We start from the raw sequence: 24,244 nt of genomic DNA on the forward strand, positions 1-24,244 counted from the left end.
TACAACAAATGGAGGAGTTCCATGTTTCCCGAAAAAGCGCTCGAAGTTCTGAAACACCCGGGGGTGGTGGCGATCGCCACCCAAGGCGAAGATGGCCCGCACCTGGTCAACACCTGGAACAGTTACCTGCAGTTCTCCGAAGAGGGGTGGATGCTGATCCCGGCCGGCTACATGCACGAGACGGAGACCAACATCTCCAAAGACAACCGGATCCTGCTAACGATAGGGAGTCACGAGGTGCAGGGAAAGCTCGGCGCCGGAACCGGCTTTCTCATCAAGGGAACCGCGGAGTTCCTCTATGCCGGAGCGAGTTTCGAGCAGGTGAAGGCGAGGTACCCCTGGGCGCGTGCCGCACTGGCTGTAAAGGTCACCTCCGTCACGCAGACCCTGTAGGCACCAGCACCGGGTGCGAATTCAGGAATCTTTTCAGCCCCGCCCCTGCTGCTCTGGCGATGAGCGCTGCAGATCGTCTTCCCGTTTCAAAAGATCCAGGTGCAATTGAAAATTGTCAGGCACGTGCTATACCCTTGCGAAGCGTAGCCTGGCAAATCCACCAAAAGGAGCAGACCACATGGAGCAAAACCGCGAGACACTGGAAGGGACGAGAGCGGACTTTTCTGTTCAGCTGATGCTCGAAGCAAGGGCGAAGGCCAAGGAGGCGGTACATCGCATCGCGGCAAAGGTGCATCCCGGGATGGCGGAGGAGTACGCCAACACGGTTGTGGCGGAGACACTGCAGGAAATGGGGTCGAGCAAGAACTTCCACAAGGCTTACATCCGCTTCGGGACCAATACCACCAAAACCTTCGGCGCCGAGTCCGATCCGGGGGTGGTGCTCGGCGAGGACGACATCTTCTTTATCGATGTGGGACCCGTTTTTGGTGAGTACGAGGGGGATGCCGGTGATACCTTCGTGACCGGGAACAACAGGGACTTCCGACGCGCCGCAGAAGACGCCCGGAATGTATTCAATGCTGTTCTGGAAAAGTGGAAAACGGAGAAGGCGACCGGCGCCGAGCTGTACAATTTTGCGGAGCAAAAGGCGAAAGAGCTCGGGTGGACGTTGAACCTCGACCTCGGCGGGCACAGGCTGGGGGATTTTCCGAGCGGCCAGCACTACGAAGGCCCGCTATCTGAAATCACTTTTACACCGGCACCAAACCTCTGGATGGTGGAAATCCACCTCCTGCACCCTGAGCAGCAGTTCGGTTCATTCTACGAGGACCTGCTTATGTAGCAAGAAGTCCCCCATTCGCGGACCGGAGAGGTCTTCCTTTCCCCTCACCCCCCGCCAATCCGGCGGGGGGCTCTCACCCAATACCTACTTATAGCTCGACATACTCCTTCGGTGCCAGGTTGCCCGACAGTCTCCACACTGTCGCCACACCATTTCGGATTCGGTAAACCGCAACCGGCTCATATCCGACTTCTTCTACCCAGGGCTTCAGGAAGTCCCGCTGCTCTATGATCTCTTTCTTCAGGTCGAGGTCTTCCACAAGCTCGGCAGTACCTGAGACTCGAACCTGGATGAGGTTCTCGAAGTTGCCGTTGTGAAACGACAACTCTACTTGCTGATTTGCGGTCAGCTGCTGGTGCAGATCTTTCACCTTTCCGGTGTTGAAAATAATTCCGTTCTCATCCGCCCTGTATAGCAGCATGCCGCGCACATGCGGCTTGCTCCCTTCAGCAGTTGCCAGATGAAAAACAGGATTTGCAGTCATGAATTCCAGGATCTCTTTTTTGTCCATTCATTACCCCCTCTCAACCTTTAGCTGCGATTGGAATCTGGATCTCCCCCGGCACGGTGCACGTTAATGCCCCGGGAGAGGGTTCTACCGTTGAAATGGCGCCGGCACCCTTCGAGGTCCAGATTCAATTATAGCAGCCCCCTCCCTTATTCTTTTTTGGGCGTGTCATGGTTGGCTCCGGCTTCACCTCCGCCCAATGCAAAGAGGCCGTCGGCATACGCCAACGGCCTCTTTGACAAATAAGGCCTTCCGGAAATTGGCTTACCTACCGGTCAACTCATGCAGCTTCTTGATCTGCCCCGCAGGCATCTTCCCGAGGGCATCGGTGAAACTGGTTATCTGCTCTATGGCAGTGCCTCCCGGAAGCGAGAAGCCGGCGTCACCGAAGACCTTCCGCAGGTTCCCCACCAGAACCGCCATCAACTCCTGCTGTGCGACCGCTTTCGCATCGAGCACCGCCTTGTCCAGCTGCGCGGCTGTGAACATCAGGCTCATCTGCGAGTTGAGGCGGGCGATTGCCTGATCCTTTGCATCACTGGAGGAAGTCAGCGCTGCGATCGTCCCATCGAGGGCGGAAACCTGCTGCTGCAGTTGAGATATGGCCTGCTCCCTCTCGGCAAGCGACGCCCTGAGAGCAGCAATCGACGCGTTAAGGGCTGCGAGCGCGGCATCTTTATCCGCTATCGCCGCCTGGAGCGTCGCGACCTCTCTCTGCAAAGCTGCAACGGTGTCCTCTTTCGAGGCAACGGCTGCGGTCAGGAGATTGTTGTCGGCGTTCAGCGACGCAATGGTCGCATCCTTCTGGGCAATCAGGGCATCCTTCTCCGCAAGAAGAGCACTCTGTGCGGCCAACGCCTCCTGAACCGCTGTGTCGATTGCGGTTGAGGAGGTCTGCGACGGGCACTGGGTGATGCACCCTTTGGTGTCGACGATGGAGCCGGCGGGGGTAGCCGCGCATTTGTCCAGGCCATCAGGAACTCCATCACCGTCGGAGTCGAAGCTGAGCCCGCGGCCGGTATCGTAGTGGTTCCCGACCTGTTCCGCGCTCAACGCGCCCCGGTACAGCGCCACCTCGTCCATCATCCCCTGGAAGTGGGAGGCCTCCGTCCAGTACCTGTATTGGTGCCCGATGTTGAGGGACGTGCCATTTTCCGCGATCAATCCCAAGGCGGCAACCGGAGCGGACGCGACCTCTTTCCCATCGACATACACCTTGACGGCTCCCCCCTGACGGTCCAGTACCCCCACCACGTGATGCCAGGAAGAATCGTTGATCGCAGCCGGTCCCTTCAGAATGATCAGGTTGCCGGAGACGTCCTGGAGAGTGTAGGTGGGGACCCCCTGCTCGCTGATCCCCAGGATATAGGCGCTGCCGTGCCCCCAGAAATAGCCGCCGGGGTACCAGCTCACCATCTCCATCAGCGTTCCGGTCGCGGGCACCTTGACCCACGTCTCTACCGTCCACGAGTCAAGGCTCGGCAAGAGACCGGTGCTGCCGGTCTGGATGATCCCTGAGGAACCGAAGTACACCGCGGTATCAGCGTCTCCTACGATCGCCCCCGCCTGCCCGAGAAGGGGACCGGAGTAGGTGGCGTCATGCCCATTGCCACTGCTGTCGGCGGCAACAGTTCCTGCGGACTCACCGAGGCGCCAGTAGGCCTCCGGTGTGTCTGCCAGCACGGTGTCCCGATAAGACGCGACCACAGGCGCAGACGCCGACAGTACCAGTACTACTGCTAAAGATAGGCTCCTTAAGCTTCGCATATCACACTCCTTCAAAACCGATCACTGGACGGATGGCGAAGCCGCTTGCACAGGGCGGGCCACCTGACCGTCTGCGGAAGAAGCGGATTTTCCTGCATCAGCAGCCGAATTACTCCCCGCTGGCTGTTCAAAAGCTGCACAGCGAGATTGAGTGTTCGATGTTCGTACAGGAGGGGAGTGGGGCGGACGGAACGGGGCATCGGGTGACGAGGTCCGTTCTTCCCGTCACTTTTGCCTTGACATGAGCTGTGCCGGGGCGTATGAAGGCATTCAAAATCAGTACGATAGACGACAATACTAAACCACCCGCGAGGGTGGGACGGAAAGCCTAAGGGTCTCACCGAGACAGCCGGGTCGCCGAAATATCCCCAACGATATGAGGCCCCGGCTTTTTTGCGGCCTGAAGGAGTTGTTGCATGAACAGTGAGCCGTAGTAAAGTCGTGCCGTGACAGGAACTTACGCTATCAGAATAGAGGGGCTCAAGACCCCGCAGGAGGGAATTCTATGAAAAACGGAAAGACGGTGGCATTGGCGGTACTGGCACTTGTGGCGGTTGCATCGAGCGCTTCGGCAGGAGCCTCGGTAAATATCAACATCAGCGGGTATCTCCCCGCACCGCCGGGAGTACATGTTTATCTGGAAGGGGGGCGCCCGTGCTACCGTGAAGGGGGAAGGGTCATTTACCTGGAAAAGGACAGGGGGCACCACAAAAAAGGTGGTAACGCCTACGGCCACAAGAAACACGGCCATGGCGGGCGCGGCAACGGCCACGGCAAGCACTGATTATCGCAGAGCGTTAGCGGCGTCTTGTAGTAGTTGCCCTGATGCGGCTAACGCCGCAGGACAGGCTGGGAAGCCTATCCTCCAGAGTGCTGCCACCGTCTCTCGAGCCGGGATGTCCCATGTGTGCGACGTCTGCTGCCTCCGCGCTGGAGCGTAGGCATCTTGCCTGCGTTGGCGGCGCAGCCGCCATTGGTGTTCCGCCACCGGCTTCTGTCCAGCTACTAGCCTGAAATTCCTCGTCCTCCCTCCCTTTACGGGGGGAGGGGGACAGGGGGTGGGTGAAGATGGCATCCGCTGAACTGCCGGCCCACGAGCCTCCTCTCCCCGCACGCCCTCTCGGTTCACCTGTCACTAATCACCCAAGATTTCATTAATCCCCTTGCCGAAACCAGCGTCTTCCTCTAAATTGGGCTCTTCCCCCGCTTCGGGGACACCAACGTCAAGGAGTTCTGGGCCTCCCTCCGGCTGATAACCTATTATGAAGTTCCTCCTGGTTCCGGGTAACAACTCCCTCTCCCACATCGCCAAATGCCTGGCCATCGATGAGCGGCTTCGTGCCCTCGGGCATGATTCACTGCTCGCGGTGGGAGCGGACCGCGCTCAGTTCGTCCGCGATTCCGGACGCACCTGTGCAATTCTGCCGGACCTGCAGGAAAACGACCACGCCGGGCTCCCGACGGTGCAGTGGTTCAGCGACGCTGAGAAGATCTCGGAGTGCATCAGAAACGAGGTCACCCTGATGAAGGAGTATCGCCCCGACCGGGTCCTCGGCGTCTTCCGCTTTACGCTGAAGGCTTCTGCAGCACTCGCCGGGATCCCCTTCGATTCGCTGACCTGCGGCTGCATGCTCCACTCTTCATCCGAAGTCCTCGGGTTCGACCGCCGGGAAGAGGGAGCCGCCGAGCAGAAGCAATACCTCGACAACTTCTACCGGTACGCAGGCAGAAAAGTGGGAGCGGTGCTGAAGACTTTCGGTCTGGAAGGGATCGCCGATATCAGGGAGATGCTGCAGGGCGAGCGTACCTTCCTCTGGGACTTCCCCGAGTTTGCAGCTGTCCCCCCCGGCATCGATACCCACCATATCGGCCCGGTCTCCTGGAATTACTGGCCGCACGACGAGCTGGACATCCCGCAACTCACCGAGGACGCGGCACCACTCGCCATCGTCACCTTCGGGACCTGCGTCAACAGCGCCGAGGTGGCCATCCGTACCGTCCGCCTCCTTTCCGGGATGGGATACCGCGTCCTTCTGGCGGCAGGGGGGCAAAACGAGCTCCTGTGCGCATCAAAGCTTCCCGCAAGGGTCACTGTCTGTCGATTCGCCCCCTTGCACCTCCTTTTCCCCCATGCCGCCCTGCTGGTGTGCCACGGCGGGCAGTTGACGGTCTTTGAGGCCCTCGCGCACGAGGTACCGGTACTGGTCATGCCGCTGCAGCCTGAACAGGCGCATAACGGTCTCTGCCTCGAGCGGCTTGGCTGCGGCAAAAGGCTTCTCCCTCCCCAAATATTCAGGGGGAATTCCCAAGTCTATATCGACGCTTTCCAGGCGATGAGCGATGACGATTTCTGCACCGCGGTACGCAGCTGTACACGTGAGGCAATTGCTCCTGGCCGCCTGGCGCACGCCCGCACGATCCTCGAAAGCTTCCAGGCTACTCAAACTCTCTGCAACATGCTGGTGAACTGAGATGGCAACGGGCGTCCTCCTCATCCACGGCTTTACCGGAAGGCCCGACGATTTCGGCACCCTCCCCGGAGCCCTTGCCGCGCGCCTCGGCGCCGACGCAGTACATGCACTTTGCCTCCCCGGCCACGGCTGCGCCGAGCCTCCCCGCTTCGATACCGACGCAATCCTTGTCGCGGTCGAGGCTGCCGCCTCCCGCTTCCTGCATCGCGGCGACGACCTCGTCGTCATCTGCCACTCTACCGGCGGGACCCTCGCATTGGCGGCCCTTGCCGATCACTTGCCCGCGTTGCGTCTGCTGGTTCTGGTGTCTGTCCCGAGACGGATCGACATCCCTTACATCGCACGGTGGGGAGAGCACGCATCCCCTGGAAACGCCATATCCCTCACCTCCCTCGCCTCCATGGTCCATCTGGTGAACAGGATCGATCCCCGCACCGTTTCCGGACGCTGTCCCGTCCTCTTGCTGCAGGGGGAGGAGGACGAACTGGTGCCGCGCGACGAGGTGCTCCTCTGGCAGGAGGCTATCGTCTCCGCACGGACGGTGCTCCTCCCGGGCGCCCGGCACCACCTCTTCAAGGGGGAGAGCTCACGGTTCGTCGAGGACGTGCTGCTGCGGGCCGTCTCCGATGCATGCCACCGCCCCACCCCAAAAGAGCGGGAGAGGATGGCACGCCTCGTCTCGGTGGAACCGGAGGCCGCCGCTTTCCTCACCACATCCCCCCACTCCTTACGTCACCTCGCCGCCTCCCCGGCGGGGCTGTCCCTCGAGGATCTCGCGGGTCCGGTGGCGGCCGAGCCACAGGTAGAGCCGGTCTTTCTCAACATCGAGATCACCACCCGATGCAACCTGCGCTGCCCCTTCTGTGCCCGTACGGTGCGCGGCTCGGAGAACAGGGACATGTCGGTGGAGACCTTCCGCAGGATCCTCGACCTCGTGCCCCACGGCTACCGCGTGACTCTCGTGGGGCTCGGCGAACCGTTGCTCCATCCGGAAGTCGCCACGCTGGTAAGGGAGGGAGTGTCACGAGGACGGAGGGTATCGCTCGTCACCAACGCGGCGGCGCTCACCCCCGATATGGGGGAGCGACTCCTGGACGCCGGGGTGCACGGGATCACCTTCAGCCTCGATGCCGTCACTCAGGGAGTGGCCGACACGGCGCGACCAGGCTCAGACATGGAGCTCATCCTCTCAAACATCCGCGCGTTCTGCCGTCAGGCGGATGCGGCGAGGAAGGTATCGCGGGCTCTCTTCACGGCACTTTCCGTCGTCACCCTCCCCCACCTCGAGGAGCTCGTCTCGGTCGCGGCGACTCTGGGGGTCGACGCCATGATGCTCTCCGACCTCAACTTCACCTTCAACTCCGCCAACTCCCTTTTCCACCTCGGCAAAGAGGCAGCGCTGAAAACGTTGCGACAGGCGGTGCGCACCGCGTTTTCCCTCGGGCTGCCGGTACTCTCGGTCCACGGCCTCGAGGAACTGGGGCTCCCGCACCGCTATCACAGGCACCTCCTCTCCAACCCCGCCCGCCTGCTGGAGCGCCCTGAGGGAAGAACCCACTGCGTTTCCCCCTGGCAGACCCTTCCCGTTTCAGTCGACGGGACGGTTACCGCCTGCGATTGCCAGCCTGAGAACCGCGCGGGGAACCTCCTTTTGGACCCGTTCGGGGAGATCTGGCAGGGGCAGGTCATGATGCGCCAGCGCCGGCAGATGATCGGCGAAACGCCTCCCTCCTGCTGCACGAGCTGTCCTCGTTTTTAAAGCTCAATTTCCCCACTCCAAAACCGTTCCCCTCCCCACCACAATGTGGTAGGTTGGCAGGCTGCACGATCGTGGAGCGGTGAAGGGGGTTGTAATGGCGGCACGCAGAAATGTCGACGGGTTTGCGGCAGGTTTGATGCTGGTTCTCTGCATGATCTGGGGGCTGCAGCAGGTGGCGATAAAAGCGGCTGCGCACGACATCGTGCCGATCATGCAGGTCGGTCTGCGCTCCGGGATCAGCGCTTCCCTCGTCGCGATCTTCATGCTCCTTCGCAGGGAACGCTTCACCCTGAAAGACGGCACCCTCCTCCCCGGCCTCGTCGCCGGAACCCTCTTTGCCGCCGAGTTCCTCTTTGTGGCGAAGGGGCTCGAGCACACCTCCGCCTCGCACATGGCGATCTTTCTCTACACCTCTCCCGTCTTCACCGCGCTCGGCCTGCACTTGAAGCTGCCGGCGGAGCGCCTGACTCCGAGGCAGTGGCTCGGGACCGGCATCGCCTTCGGCGGGATCGTCACCGCCTTTGCCGGAGGCTTCCTGGGGACAGCCGTGAGCCCCGAGACCCTCAAGGGGGACTTCTTCGGCATCCTCGCCGGTGCCGCATGGGGGGTGACGACGGTCGTTATCCGCTGCTCCACCCTCTCCGATGCCCCCCCCGCAAAGACCCTGATCTACCAGCTCGCCACAGCGTGCGCCATTCTCCTCGCCTATGCGGCCGCAACCGGGCAGTCCGGCGCCGTGACGATGACGTCGGTTGCCTGGGGGAGCCTCATCTTCCAGGCAGTCATCGTCTCCTTTGCCAGCTACCTTGCCTGGTTCTGGCTACTGACCCGCTATTTTGCCTCCCGCCTCTCGGCCTTCTCCTTCATGACACCCCTCTTCGGCGTCAGCTTCGGGGTCATCCTGCTGCACGAGCCGATCGACCGGTATTTTGCAGTAGGCGCGGCCCTCGTCCTTTCCGGCATCACCCTCGTCAGCCTGCGAAGCGCCGGCCGCTCCCGTGACACCGTCCCCGGGCTCGCGGGTGAAGAGGCGTAAGCGGTGGACCGCCGGGAACGCCTGTGGCTTATCCCGGCCTACATTCCTCGCCTCCCCCACATGCTCCCCCTACCGATAGAATCAGCGCGCGGTACCATTGATCGTATCGTGTCTATTTCATATCAGGGAAAAGGAGCTTTCGATGAAGATCGCACTGGTAACCGGCGGCAGCCGCGGCCTCGGCAAGAATATGTGCCTGCACCTTGCCGCCAAAGGCACCGACATCATCCTGACCTATCATTCAAATGAGGAGCAGGCGAGGGAGGTCGTAGCGGAAATCGAAAGGAATGGGGGGAGAGGGGTGGCGCTCCAGCTCGATGTCTCGGACCACAAGTCGTTCGAACCCTTCCGCGACAGGGTCGCGGGCGCACTCTCGGAAATGTGGGGGCGCAGCGATTTCGACTTCCTCGTCAACAACGCCGGCACAGGGGTTTATGCCCCCATTGCGGAGACTACTGAAGAGCAGTTCGACCGCATGGTGAACATCCACTACAAGAGCGTCTTTTTTCTCACGCAGATGCTTCTCCCCCTCATAAAAGACGGCGGGAGAATCGTGAACATTTCCTCGGGACTCGCTCGCTTCAGCCTCCCGGGGTACGCGGCCTATGCATCGGCGAAGGGGGCCGTGGAGGTCTTCACCCGTTACCTCGCGGTGGAGCTCGGGGCGCGCGGCATTACCGTCAACGTCGTGGCCCCCGGCGCCATCGAGACCGACTTCGGCGGCGGCGTGGTGCGCGACAACCCCGAGCTGAACAAGGCGATCGCGGCCCAGACCCCGCTCGGCCGGGTGGGGCTCCCAGACGATATCGGAGGGGCAGTCGCCGCCCTCTTGTCCGACGACTGCAGGTGGATAAACGGGCAACGGATCGAAGTCTCCGGAGGGATCCACCTCTAGCTGCCCGCCAAAACAGACTCTTTTCTGAAGAAAAAAGGCCCGTGGCTTCATCTCCACGGGCCTTTCACATCCAAAACCAGCATCCTCTCCACCTTTTCAGCCCCCTCCTCCTTCTGCTCTTCCGGCGGCTCTCCCTTCCGTAACGTAAACATTTATTCGCCATTTTTAACTTCATTTCTCTCGTTAACTTCCGATGAGAGCTTTTACTTCCGCGCCCCCTGCGCAGAACTACAACACCACCCTGCGCCGTCACTGGCATGTGCCTGAAGACGCTACGGGACTCAAGGAGTGGAAACCGATGAAACTGAGCCACAAGATCTTTCTCGCCAACCTGCTTCTCCTCATGATCGGCATCACCACCACCTCGCTCTTCGCTCTCGACACCTTCAAGAGAGAATTCGTGCAAAGGGCTGCGGTCGACCTGGAGCAGCGCATGAGGTGCCTGCACGAGCTGCTGGGTCACAAGGGGCACGACTTCGCCGTGGTGCAGGGTAAGCTGCTGGCCGGGAGCTACGTCATAAACGACAACTTCGAACTCCCCGACCGCATCAAAGCGATCTTCGGCGGCTCTGCCACCATCTTCATGGGTGACCTGAGGGTGTCCACCAATGTCCTCAAGGGGGACGGCAGCCGCGCCATCGGGACGAGGCTCCAGGGGGCAGCGCACGATACGGTACTTAATGAAGGAAAGCCGTATCGTGGTGAGGCTGTGATCCTCGGGGAGCCGTACTTCACTGCCTACGACCCGATCCGGAATGCAGCTGGCGAAGTCATCGGCATCCTTTACGTGGGGGTCAAGCAGAGCGAGTACCTCGCCGGGTACAACCGGCTCCACTGGATCCTGATCGGCATGGCGGCTTTCCTCGCTGCAACTCTTTCCTTCCTCTCCCTCCTCCTGGTGCGGCGCTCGCTACGCCCTCTGCGCCAGATGGTGGAGGTGAACCGCCGCCTGGCCGACGGCGACCTCTCCGTGGAGATCGAGATGCGGGGGAGCGACGAGATAGGGCAGCTGGCGGAATCTTCGCGGAAGGTGCTGCACAACCTGAACGCCCTCATCGCATCAATCAAGGAGACCGCCTCCCAGGTCGCCTCCTCCTCGAGCATCCTCAACTCCGTCTGCCAGCAGATCTCCTCCAACTCGGAGCTGGTGGTGCAGCAGATCGTGACGGTGGCCACCGCCAGCGAGGAGATGTCGGCAACCTCGCTCGGCATCGCCAGGAGCTGCACGATGGCGGCCGACAGCTCGGACGAGGGGAGCAAAGTCGCCACAGCAGGTGTAGCGGTCGTCCGAGAGACCGTGGCAGGGATGCAACGCATCTCGGAGAAGGTGATCGAATCGGGACGGAGCGTGCGGGAGCTCGGCTGCCGCTCCGACCAGATCGGTGAGATCATCTGCACGATCGAGGACATAGCAGACCAGACGAACCTCCTGGCGCTTAATGCCGCCATCGAGGCGGCGAGGGCCGGGGAGCAGGGGCGAGGGTTCGCGGTCGTGGCGGACGAAGTGCGCGCGCTGGCAGCCCGCACGGCGCGGGCGACCCGGGAGATCGGCTCCATGATCAAAGGGATCCAGGACGAAACGCGCTCTGCGGTGAGTGCCATGGAGGAAAGCGTTAGCGAGGTGGAAAAAGGATCGACCGAGGCGGCACGTTCCGGTGACGCCCTGGCGAAGATACAGGATCAGATCAATGCGGTGAGCCAGCAGATCAACCAGATAGCGATCGCGGCAGAGGAACAGACCGCAACGACGAGCGAGATAACGGTGAAGATTCTCCAGGTCACCGAGGTCATGCAGCTAAACACCGACTGCCTGCTGGATTCTGCAGCCGCCGCCGGCGACCTCTCCAGCCACGCCGACCAACTCCTCGGGCTGGTGAGCACCTTTACCCTCGCGCGCTGATGGAGCGGCGGTGCGGGTAGACCGGTAGGGGTACAGAGCGTTGTCTCTGACGATGGTTTGACGGATGTCAGTGCGCCAGGCGGCTACCCCCTTCTGGCGCCCTTCCTGCCGCCGTGCCGGAGTGCACGGAAGGAACCGGCCACCACCCCGGCAGGGATCAGCAGGAGCCACAGCGTCAACAGTATGGCAACTATCGCCACTATGAAGAGAAATAGTGCTGTCATACCTCTAGCGTAGAACGGTGCGACCTCATGAACAAGGTGAAGTATTGCCGCGCCGCCACGATTCGGTCCATGTAGGCCGGGATAAGCCGCAAGGCGTTCCCGGCGCCCCTTCCCTCCCCTGCCCTTCCCTCCCCTGCCCACCCTTTCCTGCCCACCGCACGTCACAGTTAGTCCAAATTAATTTCATAGAAATTAAACCTTTAGCACGTTAAGCCGAATAGCTCCCTTGTTACTCCTCTCCCCTACCACCGCATGAGGACGACGGCAGGAACCATAGGCTCGAACGTGCTTCTCGACGCTCCGATTGAGCTTAAAACTACAAGAAGGGAGTTCATTAAATGAAGAGTCTCAAGTTGTGCAAAAAGGTGATGGCCGGATTCGTGGCCGCCGCCGCGGCTTCTGGCCTAGGCAGCTACGCGGCCCTGCACGTCGCCGGAGGGGCAGGGATTGCCCTCCTCTTCGCGGCGCCGGTGGCGACCCTTCTCATCGGCGCCTACCTCTCCTCCGCCTGTGCGGGAGCGCTGCAGCGCGTCACGGCGGGTGCGCTGAAGCTCGCCGCCGGTGAAACCACCCTCGACCTCGAGCCGGTGGATGAGGCCTCCGTCGCCCTCCTGCAGGCAGCTGCCTCCATGGAGGGGCTGCTCTCCGGCTTGCAGCCGGTCACGGACGCTGTTCTCGAGGGGCACTACAGCGTGCGCGCCGACGAGGAAAGCTTCCGCGGCGCCCACCGCCTCCTCGCGGAGAGGGTGAACGCCGCCGTTGAGGCGATGAGCCAGAAGAGAGACTGGTTTATCGGCATCCTCGATGCGGTATCGTTCCCGATCCACGTCACCGACAACAACATGAACTGGACCTTCATGAACAAGCCGTTCGAGGAGTTGCTGGTGAAGGAAGGGCGGATCAAGGACCGCGTGCAGGCAGTCGGGCTCCCCTGCGCCAATGCATCCGCCAACATCTGCAACACCGAAGGGTGCGGCATCCATCAGCTGCAGAAAGGGGTGCGCGAGAGCTTCTTCGACTGGTGCGGCTCGAGCTGCAAGCAGGAGACCTCCTACCTCCTCAACCGCAAAGGGGAGCGCATCGGCTATGTCGAGGTGGTACAGGACCTCACCGCCATCATCAGAAACCGCGACTACACCCAGGTGGAAGTCGAGCGTATGGCGAGCAACCTGACGAAGCTCGCCATGGGCGATCTCAACCTCGACTTCAACGTGCAGGAGCCCGACCAGTACACCGAGGCGGCACACACCAACTTCCTCATCATCAACGGCAGCCTCGAAAACGTCAAAGACGCCATCGGCAACCTCATCGAGGATGCCGAAACTCTCGTCACCTCCGCGGTAGCCGGCGATTTCCAGGTCCGCGCAGACGTAAGCCGCCACTTCGGCGAGTTCCTCACCATCATCGACGGCGTGAACAAGACCCTCGACGTGGTCGTGGACAAGAACGACTGGTACGAGGCGATCATCGACGCGGTCCCCTTCCCGATCCACGTCACCGACAACGAAATGAAGTGGACCTTCCTGAACAAGCCGTTCGAGAAGCTCCTCGTGGAGGCGGGGCAGATCAAGGACCGCGAGACGGCACTCGGCTGCGACTGCTCCAACGCCGCGGCAAACATCTGCAACACCACCGGCTGCGGCATCAAGCAGCTGCAGAAGGGGATCAAGGAAAGCTTCTTCGACTGGCACGGCTCCAAGTGCAAGCAGGACACCTCCTACCTCGTGAACCGCAAAGGGGAGAGGATCGGCTACGTCGAGGTCGTGCAGGATCTCACCGCCATCATCAAGAACCGCGACTACACGAAGGCGGAGGTCGATCGCATCGCGGGGAACCTCACCAGGCTCGCCAAGGGCGACCTCGACTTTGACCTCAGCGTCGCTGCGGGGGACGAGCACACCCAGGAGGCGCGGGAGAACTTCCTCACCATCAGCGGCAGCCTCGCAGAGGTGAAGGACGCCGTCGGAAACCTGGTGGCCGACGCCGAGAGCCTCGTGGGCGCCGCCCTCTCCGGCAACCTGACGCACCGCGCCGACGCAAGCCGCCACTCCGGCGAATACCTGAACATCATCGACGGCGTCAACAGGACCCTCGACGTCGTCGTGGACAAGAACGACTGGTACGAGGCGATCATCGACGCGGTCCCCTTCCCGATCCACGTCACCGACAACGATATGAAGTGGACCTTCCTGAACAAGCCGTTCGAGAAGCTCCTCGTCGAGGCGGGACAGATCAAGGACCGCCAGAGCGCACTCGGCTGCGACTGCTCCAACGCCGCCGCGAACATCTGCAACACCACCGGCTGCGGTATCAAGCAGCTGCAGAAGGGGATCAAGGAAAGCTTCTTCGACTGGCACGGCTCCAAGTGCAAGCAGGACACCTCCTACCTCGTGAACCGCAAAGGGGAGAAGATCGGCTACGTCGAGGTCGTGCAGGATCTCACCGCCATCATCAAGAACCGCGACTATACGAAGGCCGAGGTGGAAAGGATCGCGGAGAACCTCACCAGGCTCGCAAAGGGGGATCTGGAGCTCGACCTCCACGTGGACGAGGGTGACGAGCACACGAAGGAATCGCGCCAGAACTTCCTCACCATCAGCGGCAGCCTCTCCGCCGTGAAGGACGCGGTGGGGAACCTGGTAACGGACGGGGAAGGGCTCGTGGCCGCCGCACTCGGTGGCAACTTCACCTACCGCGCCGACGCCAGCCGCCACCTCGGCGAGTACCTGAACATCATCGACGGCGTCAACAAGACGCTCGACATGTTCCTCGACAAGACGCACTGGTACGAGGCGATCATCGACGCAGTCCCCTTCCCGATCCACGTCACCGACGCCGACATGAACTGGACCTTCCTGAACAAGCCGTTCGAGAAGCTCCTGATCGACGCGGGGCAGATAAAGGATCGCGAATCCGCACTCGGCTGCGCCTGCTCCAACGCCGCGGCGAATATCTGCAACACCCCGAACTGCGGCATCAAGCAGCTGCACCAGGGGGTGAAGGAGAGCTTCTTCGACTGGCACGGCTCGAAGTGCAAGCAGGAAACTTCCCACCTCGTGAACCGCAAAGGGGAGAAGATCGGGTACGTCGAGGTCGTGCAGGATCTGACCGCCATCATCAGGAACAGGGACTACACGAAGGCGGAAGTGGACAGGATGGCGCAGAACCTGCTCCTTCTGGCGGACGGCGATCTCGACCTCGAGCTCGTGGTACAGGAGCCGGACCAGCACACGAAGGAGGCGCATGCCAACTTCACCAAGATCAACGACAGCCTGCGCAGCGTGAAGACGGCGATGGACAACATCTGCCACATCACCAAGGAGATCGCCAACGGCGACCTCACCGTCACCGTCATGCCGCGCTCCGAGAAGGACGACCTGATGAGGGACCTGGGGACGATGGTGGAGAAACTCTCCGAGGTCGTCATGGAGGTGAAGTCCGCAGCCGACAACGTCGCGGCAGGCTCGAAGGAGCTCTCCGCGAACTCGGAGCACACCTCCCAGGGTGCCTCCGAGCAGGCGGCGACCGCTGAAGAGGTCTCCTCCTCCATGGAGGAGATGGGCGCCAACATCAAGCAGACCGCGGACAACGCGCTGCAGACGGAGCGGATCGCGGTGAAGTCCGCCGAGGACGCACAGGAAGGTGGCAGGGCGGTGGCCTCCACGGTCGACGCCATGAAGGAGATCGCAGGGAAGATCGGGATCATCGAGGAGATCGCGCGCCAGACGAACATGCTCGCGCTGAACGCAGCGATCGAGGCGGCACGCGCAGGTGACCACGGCAAAGGGTTCGCCGTGGTGGCAAGCGAGGTGAGAAAGCTCGCCGAGAGGAGCCAGAAGGCGGCGGGAGAGATCTCCCACCTCTCCGTCTCCAGCGTGAAGATTGCCGAGAGGGCGGGCGAGCTCCTCGGGACGATACTGCCGAACATCCAGAAGACCGCAGAGCTGGTGCAGGAAATCAGCGCCGCATCGAAAGAGCAGGACAGCGGCGTCGAGCAGATCAACAAGGCTGTCCAGGGTCTCGACTCCGTGATCCAGAAGAACGCCGCGGTCGCCGAAGAGATGGCCTCCACCGCCGAGGAGCTCTCCACCCAGGCGGTGCAGCTGCAAAACACCATGCACTTCTTCAAAGTGAATGAAAACGGCGGCGAGTACCAGGGTGTGCGCAGGACCCCGCTCACCGCGCCCCGCCGGACCTTCGCGGGAGAGAAGCCCCAGAAGCAGCCGCAGAAGAAAGCCGCCTGCGGCGGCGGGGTGAGCATAAGCCTCGACAGCGACGACTTCGAGAGGTTCTAGGCCACTTAGTCAGCAGCAAAAAAGCCCCCCGGGAGACCTTCCCGGGGGGCTTTTTTTGGTTCATCCGAGAATTCAGAGGAAGCCGTAGTATGTTCCAATGAAGGGCTGCACGAGGCATCACGTCCCCCCCTTTGCGAAGGGGGGAACGTTAGGCCTTCTGCTGTGCTTTGTGGGAATATACCCACGCTCCCCCAGAATTCCCGGAAGAACCTTTTTCATGCGACGAGGGCACCGAAAGCCTCAGCCGCCGGCAGTCCGTCCCTCCCCTTTCAAGGGGGAGGACAGGAGGGGGATGGGGTTCGACCGTCACCAACGCGGCGCAGTGCTAGGAGGCGGGTTCCAGATACTGCTCGAACTGCTTTTTGTCGTTGCAGCAGCGGTACGCTTCTTCGGGAGTTACCCTCTTTGTCTTCAGCAGGTCGAGGATGTGCTGGTCCATCAGCTGCATCCCGTCCTTCCGCCCCGTCTGCATGATGGAGGGGATCTGGAAGGTCTTCGACTCCCTGATAAGGTTCGCTATCGCCGGGGTCCCCACCATGATCTCCAGGGCGGCCACCCGTCCCTTCCCGTCCACCGTGCGCAGCAGCTGCTGGCAGATTACCCCCTTCAGCGCTTCGGAAAGCATCGCCCGCACCTGCTCCTGCGAGTCCTTCGGGAAGACGTCGACAATCCTGTCCACCGTCTTCGCGGCGGAGTTGGTGTGCAGCGTGCCGAAGACCAGGTGCCCGGTCTCCGCGGCGCTCATGGCGAGACTTATCGTCTCCAGGTCGCGCATCTCCCCCACGAGGATGACGTCCGGGTCCTCGCGCAGCGCCGCACGCAGCGCGGCGCTGAAGCTCTCGGAGTGCTCCCCGATCTGGCGCTGGTTGAAGAGCGACATCTTGTTTTCGTGGATGAACTCCAGCGGGTCTTCCAGGGTCAGGATGTGCTCGTTTCGCGTCGAATTGATCAGGTCGATCATCGCGGCGAGGGTCGTCGACTTCCCGGAGCCGGTGGGGCCGGTCACCAGCACGAGCCCCTTTTTCAGCTTCGTCAGGTTACGCACCGCTTCCGGAAGCGCGAGGTCGTCGGCGGAGAGGATCTTGCTCGGGATGATCCTGAAGACGGCGGCGATGCCGCGGTGCTGCATCAGGAGATTGCCGCGGAAACGCGCCAGCCCCGGCACGCTGTAGGCGAAGTCGAGATCGTGCTTCTCCTCGAAGACCGCCCGCTGCTTAGGGGAGATGATCTCGTACAGGATCGCCTTCAGCTCGTCGTGCGTCAGCGTCTTGAAGTTCTGCCGCTCCATCTCGCCGCGCACACGGAAGATCGGTGGTGCGCCGGTCGAGAGGTGCAGGTCGGAAGCTCCCTTGTCGCTCATGAGTTTGAAAAGCGCGTCAATCCTTGCCATTGATCTTCTCCATTACAATAGTATGGCGGCGACGAATTCGCCCGGAGAGATTTCCCCCTTCTCCAGGAGCTCGACCCCCTCTTCCGTGAGGCCGCGGTAGCCGTTGTCCTTCATGAAACGCACGATCTCCGAGCTGTCGCGCAGCAGCTCGAAAGCCTCCAAAAGCCTCTTGTCGAAGCGGATCACGTCCAGGAGATACCGCCTGCCGCTGTACCCGGTGTGGTCGCAGGCGGGACACCCGGTCGGGCGGTAGAAGGGGAAGTGCGGCGCGGGGAGCTTCAGGGCAGCCAGCTCCTCGGTGGAAGGGGCGTAACTCTCCTTGCAGGAGGGGCACAGCACCCGCACCCCCTTGCAGCAGACGATCCCGGAGAGCTGGCTCGGGATCAGGTAATTCTTCTGGCGCAGGTAGAGAAGCTGCTTCAGGGCGTTCAGCTTGTCGGAGAGGGCAAGCCCCGCCACCACCAGTTTCCCCCGCATGACCGCCTTGCTCGCCGCCACGAAGGAGGCGACGTCGGTGGCATCCTCCACCACCAGGAGGTCCGGGTCGTGCTCCAGCGCCTGGGTGAGGAGAAAGGGGGTCTCGCTGCAGCATTCGCGGGCGGTGGGGATGCGGGTGAAGCGGTGGGTGCCGCGGCCGAGTCCGTCGCCGAAGAGAAGGACGGTGCGCCCCGCAGTATCGCAGGCGTCGACGAAGAGATCCATGAAGCGGCAGCGCTCCTCGCTGTCGGCGAGGGCGAAGAGGATCAAGCCGCGCCTCGTGGCGGTCAGTGCCTTAAGATCCTCCTTCTTCTTCGCGGAGACCTCGAGGTCCCACAGCTGGTTGAGGTGCGGGGAGGAGATGTGCAGCTTCACGGTCACGTATTCCCCAACGGCGGCGCGCAGCATGAAGAGCTGGAAAGGGATCCTTTTCCCCTGCCACATAAAGAGGAGCGTCCCGTTGGAGGCGCTCCGCCCGGAGTACTCCAGCTTCGCGATGCTGCGGATCCGCTCCAGGAGAGAGGGGTAGCGCACGGAGGAGAAGTGCCCGATCTCGCTCACGTTCCCGCCGGAGCGGGCTACCACGAGGACCGTCTCACCCACCGGCTGCAGCGCGAGGGAGCCGCATTTCTGCTGCACCACGTAGAGGAGGAGCCGGTTCAAAAGGGTGGTGCCGGTGAGGTCGGCGTTTATGGTGTCGAGCACCTTTTCGGCAAAGTGGGGGGAGACGAAGTTGAGACCGGTGGTGTCCGGCTCCGGCCCGTAGATGATGTCGTGCATCTCCCGGATTTCGCGGATCAGCCCGACGGAGATGGTGACCTGGCAGCCGGAGGCCTCGGCGACCGCTTCCACCGCCTCCCTGTTCAGCGGATCGGCCATGGCGATGGAGAGCTCTTCTCCGGAGAGGAAGAGGGGGATCAGCTGGTAGCGGCGGGCGAGCTGCGCGGGTACCCGGGCGATGGCGGCGGGATCGAGGTTCTCCTTCTTCAGGCGCACGTACGGGATGTTCAGCTGGTGCGACAGCGCCCAGTCGATATCCTCCTGGGTCACCACCCCCATCTTCACCAGCGCCTCGCCGATGCGGCTACCGGAGACCTTCTGGGCCTCCAGGGCCGCCTGAAGCTCCCCTTCCGTGATGATGCGCGATCGGAGGAGCACCTCACCGATCGACCCTTCTTTTACGACCCCGTTCATGTGGTCACCTCCCGGCGCAGACGGTTGCGATAGTGAAATGTACACAAAAATGGGGTGACGGACAACCTTTACTTTCCCGCAGCCTCTGTGTTAGCCTGTGGCGTTGCCCACTTACGCCCCCTTCCCTTCGCGGAGCCCTCTTCTTTCCTCCGCTTCCACGGGAGGGGAGCGCCGGTTTTCCCGGTACCTATATTCAACAATGCGGTTCAAGGCAAGAAGCCGGAGAACCAGGGAGAAAGACATGTCAAGAAAAGCGATCGCGCTCCTCTCCGGGGGGCTCGACTCCACCCTCGCCGTCAAGATCCTCCTCGAGCAGGGGATCCAGGTCGAGGCGCTCAATTTCACCTCCCCATTCTGCACCTGCACCGGCAAGAACGCCGGGTGCAAGTCGGAGGCGGTGCGGGTGGCGGAGGAGTTCAAGATCCCCATCAAGGTCATGCACAAAGGTGCCGACTACCTGGAGATCATCAGGAACCCGAAGCACGGCCACGGCAAGGGGATGAATCCCTGCATAGACTGCCGCATCTACCTTCTGAAGCAGGCGAAGGCATACATGGAGGAGAGCGGCGCGGACTTCGTCTTCACCGGGGAGGTGCTCGGCCAGCGCCCCATGAGCCAGCGCCGCGACACCCTGAGGGTGATCGAGAGGGAGAGCGGGCTCGAGGGGCTCCTGCTGCGCCCCCTCTCCGCGAAGCACTTCAACCCCACCATACCGGAGCAGGAGGGGTGGGTGGACCGCGAGAAGCTCCTCGCCATCCAGGGGCGCTCCCGCAAGGAGCAGATGGAACTTGCCGAGGAACTCGACGTGAAGAATTACCCCTGCCCGGCGGGGGGGTGCCTTCTCACGGAGCTCTCCTTCGTGCCGAAAATCAGGGACGTCTTCGACCACTCCGACGAGCTGAACCTGCGCGATTTCCGTCTGCTGAAGATGGGGAGGCACTTCCGTATCGGGGAGAGGACGAAGGTCATTGTGGGGAGAAACGAGGGGGAGAACGAGATCCTGGAGCGTGCGGTCCAGGGGGGGGAGGCGCAGCTGCGCTGGGCGGAAGGTTCGAGCCCCCTTGCCATCCTGACCGGAAAGAGCTCCCCCGAGCTCCTGCAGACCGCGGCGCAGGTGCTCCTGCGCTACACGAAGGCGCTCCCGCAGGGGGAGACGACGATCGAGGTCACCCTCGACGGCGCCGTCACGAAACTCCCGGTGGTGAACGCACTCGACGAGGAGGCGGTGGAGCGGCTGAGGATCTAGCCCCTCCCCCGGAGGTGGCGCACCGCACCGCCGTAGTAGCAGTAGCCGTTGGCGCCACCCTGCTTTACCTGGTACATGGCGCTGTCGGCGTGGGAAACAATCTCCGCCACATCTTTTGCGGCGCTGGGAAAGAGACAGATACCGATGCTCCCCCCGATGGTGTAGCTCTCGCCACAGAGGAGGAAGGGGACCGAAAGGGCATCGAGTATCCGCTCCGCAACCAGCGCCGCGTCCTCTTCCCCCACCATCTTTGACAGTATCACCGTGAACTCGTCCCCCCCCATGCGCGCCACCATGTCGCAGGAGCGCACGCAATCCTTCAGCCGCTGCCCCACCTCCACGAGGACGGCATCCCCCGCGGTGTGCCCGAGGGAGTCGTTCACCTCCTTGAAACGGTCCAGGTCGATGAAGAGGAGGGCGAGCGGGTAGTCGTGGCGCTTCGACTCCTCCACCACGTGATAGAGTCGGTCGAAGAAGAGGACCCTGTTGGGGAGGGAGGTGAGCGAATCGTAGTGCGCCAGCGTCTCCAGGCGCGCCTTCGCCAGTTTCCGCTCGGTAATGTCCCTGAAGATCACCTGCAGCGCCTTTTGCCCTTCGTATACAAAGGGGCTGACGCCGAGCTCCACGTCCATGGTGCTCCTGTCCTGCAGGACGAGGCGCTGTTCCAGCCACGGCGAGCTCTGCCCGTTCTGCTCCACGTAGCGCAGCTGCTCCTCGAAGAGCTCCAGGGAGTCCCGCTCCACGAACTGCACCATCGGGGCACCCATGAGGGGATCGGGGGATGAGGCGCCGAGGAGATCGCACCCGGCCGGGTTTATGAAGACGAAGAGGCGCCCGACGAGGATGGCGATCCCGTCCAGGGAGAGCTCCACCAGGCGGCGGAAGCGCTCCTCGCTCTCGGCGGTGGCCGCAACCATCCGCTTCAACTCGTCCTCCTTCCTCTTCCCGGGGGTGAGGTCCTGGATCGTCTCTATTGCCGCGATGACGGTCCCGGAGCTGTCCCTGATGGCGGCTGCATCGAAGGAGAGATACCGCTCCCTCCCCCGTACCACGTACCACCCCTCCGCCCGCACTCCGTCCGGGATGAGGAACGACTCCGAATAGCGCTCGTACAGGTCCGCCATCTCCGCAAAATCCCCCTGCACCACGAGCTCCGCCAGCACCGGCCTCTTCTGATCGTAGAACCCGCGCCACGCCTCGCAGCCGCCGACGACCTCCGGTGCGGAGACGCCGGTGAGCTGCTCGCACGCCCTGTTCCAGATAAGGACCCGCATCTGCGTGTCGATGACGAGGGAGGGTACCGCCGTGTTCAGCAGGAGCTTTTCCGAGAACCCCTTCTCCTCCTCCAGCGCCCTGCGCTGCGCCCCCACCTCCACCATCATCCGGTTGAACACCCGCGCGAGTACCCCGATCTCGTCCCCGCCGTCGATGGCGACCGGGGTGAAGTCCCCTTCGTTCATCTGCTCCACCTCCCTGGCGAGGAGGAGCAGAGGCGCAGTGAGGCGTCTCACGAAGAGCCACAGGAGAAGGACAGAGAAAGGGAGGACAACCGCCATGGTGCGCAGTACGAGGGTGCGGGTCTGCTCCCACGGAGCATAGACCGCCGAGAGGGGGGCCTCCGCCGCAAGGATCCAGCCGGTGGAGTTGAGCCTGGTAAAGGAGGAAAGGACCAATTCCCCGCACTCCCCGACCGATTCCACCGTCCCCTCGCGGCTGGAGATGACACGCTTCAGGAGCTCCCTGTTGCGGGCCAGCCCATTGTGAGGCAGCCGCCCCAGGTCGCGATGCACGACGATCTGGCCGTCCCTGTTAAAGAGGTAGAAATGTACAGCCTCCCGCGGCTCCTCTTTTGCCACCCGCCCCAGGAAGTGACCCGACAGGAGGTCGAGGCGACCGCAGAGAATCCCGGCGAGGGAGCCGCCGTCAAAGACGGGGGCAGTGAACATGACGCTCGGGTGCCCGTCGTTGCTGAGGGTGAGGTACGGCTCGGAGATGTAGGGGGCGCGCGTTTCCACCGTGCGGCGGAAATAGGGACGGAAGGAGAAGTCGCGGCCGACGAGCTCGGGCCAGGCAGTGGTGGCGATCATGACACCCGAAGGGGAGAGGTAGCCGGTCCCCCCCGGAAAGAGCGCTTTCAGGTCGCGGCGCATCTCGAGGAAGTGCTGCAGCCCCCTGTGGTCGTGCGTCACCTCGGGGGGGATGCTCGCCGCCACCGCGGCAAGCTCGCGCTGCACGACGGAGATCTTGTCGTCGAGCTCCCCGGCCACGGCATGCACCAGTGCGGACTGGTCCCGTACAGCGGCCTCCTTGAAATGGACCATGAAGTAGTGCAGCGAGCAGCGCACCGTTACGCCACTCGCCACGATCATCAGGAGCGCCACTGCCAGGGTAAGCTTCGTGTTGAGCCTCAGGCCCGGGAGGAACTGGAGAGCCTTAGGGGGCTTCATCACGCTCCCTGCTGAAGATCTCCTCGAAGTCGGGGGCCGCCAGAACGAAGGAGGAGAGGACCTGCGGGTCGAAGTGGCTCGGCATGGTGCGCCCGTCCCCTTCGGTGATGATGCGGAAGGTCTTGTCGTGGTCGAAGGCCGGCTTGTACACCCTCTTCGAGCGCAGCGCATCGTACTGGTCCACCAGCATGACGATGCGTCCCTCCATCGGCACATCCTCACCCCTGGCGCCGGTGGGGTACCCTCCGCCGTCCCACCGCTCGTGATGGAACATGGCGATGGACGCCGCCATCTGCAGCACGGGGTGGCTGGAGCCGCTGAGGATCTTCCCCCCGATGGTGGTGTGGCTCTTCATGACCGCGAACTCCTCCGCGGTGAGGGGACCGTTCTTCAAAAGGATGGAGTCGGGGATACCGATCTTTCCGACGTCGTGCATCGCGGCGGCGAGACCTATGGTGTCGACGAACTCCGGCGGCATGCGCAGGAGCTCCGCCAGCCGTTTCGCGTAGAGGCCGATGCGGGAGATGTGCCTGCCGGTATCCTCGTCCCTGAGCTCCGCCGCGGCAGTCAGCCTCTCGATGATCTCCCGGCTCATGCTCTGCATCTGGGAGAGCGCCTGCGCGAGCTCCCGGGTGCGCTGATCGACGGTGCACTCCAGTTCCATCTTGTAGTTCTTCTCCACCAGCACGAGGCGCTTGTAATCGGTCGCCTTGCTGACGGAGTGGATCAGGTACGGGGTATGGAAAGGCTTTATGATGAAGTCGAAGGCGCCCTTCTTTATCGCGGAGACCGCCATCTCGAGCTCGGCGTAGGCGGTCATGAGGATGACAGGGGTGTCCTTGTCGATCTCGTGTATCCGCTCCAGGAGCTTGATTCCGGTGATGTGCGGCATGTTCACGTCTGTGAGGACGACGTCCGGGGGGAGATGGGGGAGCTTTGCCAAGGCATCGTTGCCGTTGGAAAAGGGGTGCACCTCGAAGCCGCTGAAGCTAAGGAGCGTAGCGACGCTCTCCAGCACGAACGGATCGTCATCCACCACCATGACCCGTCCGTTAGCCGTTGTTTCCATGTCATTCACCCCTCTTGGTATGCGAAATATCTTGAGAGACACTTCGGCAGCGCGGGGCGGGAACTTGACTACATTCGAACTAGAATTATTTAACGGGAGAATAGGGGAAAGTGGAGGAAATCAGGAGGTTATTACGTACGGTAAGGTTGTGCGGGGGGGGGGCAGCAGGTTGTACCGCGCCCCTGCCGTCATCGGTGGCTGGGCTGGCGGACGCAGTGGAAGGCGATTCGGCCCGCGCTGGAGCAGACCTCCCGTCCCCCCTTTGCGAAGGGTCTTCCGGGAATTTTGGGGAACGCGCTACAAAGAATCCGGGTGCCCCCGCGCTGGAG

17 protein-coding genes and 1 riboswitch are annotated in these 24,244 nt (G+C 62.4%); of the genes, 10 read left to right on the top strand and 7 right to left on the bottom strand.

Annotation, left to right across the window (positions count from 1 at the left end; all coding sequences use genetic code 11):
• Positions 1–21: 21 nt before the first annotated feature.
• Together LPW11_RS06880 and LPW11_RS06885 are read left to right on the top strand one after the other, a co-directional pair.
• A complete protein-coding gene (locus LPW11_RS06880; RefSeq protein ID WP_230997387.1) occupies positions 22–393 on the top strand; it encodes a pyridoxamine 5'-phosphate oxidase family protein in 372 nt (123 codons plus the stop codon).
• A gap of 178 nt (positions 394–571) precedes the next feature.
• Positions 572–1,237, top strand: a complete 666-nt coding sequence (locus LPW11_RS06885) for a M24 family metallopeptidase (protein WP_230997388.1) — start codon at positions 572–574, stop codon at positions 1,235–1,237.
• Between the two features lie 88 nt (positions 1,238–1,325).
• Here LPW11_RS06885 and LPW11_RS06890 read toward each other — a convergent pair whose 3' ends face one another.
• Positions 1,326–1,748 (bottom strand): pyridoxamine 5'-phosphate oxidase family protein, encoded by a 423-nt coding sequence (locus LPW11_RS06890; protein ID WP_230997389.1) that lies wholly within the window; start codon positions 1,746–1,748, stop codon positions 1,326–1,328.
• 261 nt (positions 1,749–2,009) lie between these two features.
• Positions 2,010–3,428, bottom strand: a complete 1,419-nt coding sequence (locus LPW11_RS06895) for a LamG-like jellyroll fold domain-containing protein (protein WP_230997390.1) — start codon at positions 3,426–3,428, stop codon at positions 2,010–2,012.
• A 370-nt stretch (positions 3,429–3,798) separates the two neighbouring features.
• Positions 3,799–3,874, top strand: a riboswitch (cyclic di-GMP riboswitch).
• A gap of 143 nt (positions 3,875–4,017) precedes the next feature.
• On the opposite strand from LPW11_RS06895, the gene LPW11_RS06900 reads away from it, so the two are divergent.
• From LPW11_RS06900 to LPW11_RS06925, 6 genes are all read left to right on the top strand, one after another.
• On the top strand, positions 4,018–4,296 hold the full coding sequence (locus LPW11_RS06900) for a hypothetical protein (protein ID WP_230997391.1): 279 nt from the start codon (positions 4,018–4,020) through the stop codon (positions 4,294–4,296).
• Between the two features lie 478 nt (positions 4,297–4,774).
• Positions 4,775–5,983, top strand: a complete 1,209-nt coding sequence (locus LPW11_RS06905; RefSeq protein ID WP_230997392.1) for a glycosyltransferase — start codon at positions 4,775–4,777, stop codon at positions 5,981–5,983.
• A 1-nt stretch (position 5,984) separates the two neighbouring features.
• Positions 5,985–7,742, top strand: a complete 1,758-nt coding sequence (locus LPW11_RS06910; RefSeq protein ID WP_230997393.1) for an alpha/beta fold hydrolase — start codon at positions 5,985–5,987, stop codon at positions 7,740–7,742.
• Between the two features lie 94 nt (positions 7,743–7,836).
• The gene (locus tag LPW11_RS06915; protein WP_230997394.1) at positions 7,837–8,778 is read left to right on the top strand and encodes a DMT family transporter; all 942 of its coding nucleotides are present in this window, start codon (positions 7,837–7,839) and stop codon (positions 8,776–8,778) included.
• A 142-nt stretch (positions 8,779–8,920) separates the two neighbouring features.
• Positions 8,921–9,673, top strand: a complete 753-nt coding sequence (locus LPW11_RS06920) for an SDR family NAD(P)-dependent oxidoreductase (RefSeq protein WP_230997395.1) — start codon at positions 8,921–8,923, stop codon at positions 9,671–9,673.
• A 298-nt stretch (positions 9,674–9,971) separates the two neighbouring features.
• On the top strand, positions 9,972–11,573 hold the full coding sequence (locus LPW11_RS06925) for a methyl-accepting chemotaxis protein (RefSeq protein WP_230997396.1): 1,602 nt from the start codon (positions 9,972–9,974) through the stop codon (positions 11,571–11,573).
• 83 nt (positions 11,574–11,656) lie between these two features.
• On the opposite strand, the gene LPW11_RS06930 is transcribed toward LPW11_RS06925, so the two are convergent.
• A complete protein-coding gene (locus tag LPW11_RS06930; protein ID WP_230997397.1) occupies positions 11,657–11,797 on the bottom strand; it encodes a hypothetical protein in 141 nt (46 codons plus the stop codon).
• Positions 11,798–12,135: 338 nt separating this feature from the next.
• Between LPW11_RS06930 and LPW11_RS06935 the strand changes: the two genes are divergently transcribed.
• On the top strand, positions 12,136–16,092 hold the full coding sequence (locus LPW11_RS06935) for a methyl-accepting chemotaxis protein (RefSeq protein ID WP_230997398.1): 3,957 nt from the start codon (positions 12,136–12,138) through the stop codon (positions 16,090–16,092).
• 325 nt (positions 16,093–16,417) lie between these two features.
• Here the strand turns inward: LPW11_RS06935 and LPW11_RS06940 are convergent, their stop codons facing one another.
• Both LPW11_RS06940 and LPW11_RS06945 read right to left on the bottom strand, forming a co-directional pair.
• Entirely contained in the window at positions 16,418–17,482 is a 1,065-nt protein-coding gene (locus LPW11_RS06940) for a type IV pilus twitching motility protein PilT (RefSeq protein ID WP_230997399.1), read from the bottom strand.
• A gap of 12 nt (positions 17,483–17,494) precedes the next feature.
• On the bottom strand, positions 17,495–19,153 hold the full coding sequence (locus LPW11_RS06945) for an ATPase, T2SS/T4P/T4SS family (protein ID WP_230997400.1): 1,659 nt from the start codon (positions 19,151–19,153) through the stop codon (positions 17,495–17,497).
• A 241-nt stretch (positions 19,154–19,394) separates the two neighbouring features.
• Between LPW11_RS06945 and LPW11_RS06950 the strand changes: the two genes are divergently transcribed.
• The gene (locus LPW11_RS06950; RefSeq protein ID WP_230997401.1) at positions 19,395–20,399 is read left to right on the top strand and encodes a hypothetical protein; all 1,005 of its coding nucleotides are present in this window, start codon (positions 19,395–19,397) and stop codon (positions 20,397–20,399) included.
• Here LPW11_RS06950 and LPW11_RS06955 read toward each other — a convergent pair.
• Together LPW11_RS06955 and LPW11_RS06960 are read right to left on the bottom strand one after the other, a co-directional pair.
• Positions 20,396–22,846: a sensor domain-containing diguanylate cyclase gene (locus LPW11_RS06955; protein ID WP_230997402.1), complete on the bottom strand. Its 2,451-nt coding sequence runs from the start codon at positions 22,844–22,846 to the stop codon at positions 20,396–20,398. The genes LPW11_RS06950 and LPW11_RS06955 overlap by 4 nt on opposite strands.
• Positions 22,833–23,915 (bottom strand): response regulator, encoded by a 1,083-nt coding sequence (locus tag LPW11_RS06960; protein ID WP_230997403.1) that lies wholly within the window; start codon positions 23,913–23,915, stop codon positions 22,833–22,835. Before LPW11_RS06960 ends, LPW11_RS06955 begins: the two co-directional genes overlap by 14 nt.
• Positions 23,916–24,244 lie beyond the last annotated feature (329 nt).

Source organism: Geomonas sp. RF6 (assembly GCF_021044625.1).
In the GTDB taxonomy this organism is placed as follows: domain Bacteria; phylum Desulfobacterota; class Desulfuromonadia; order Geobacterales; family Geobacteraceae; genus RF6.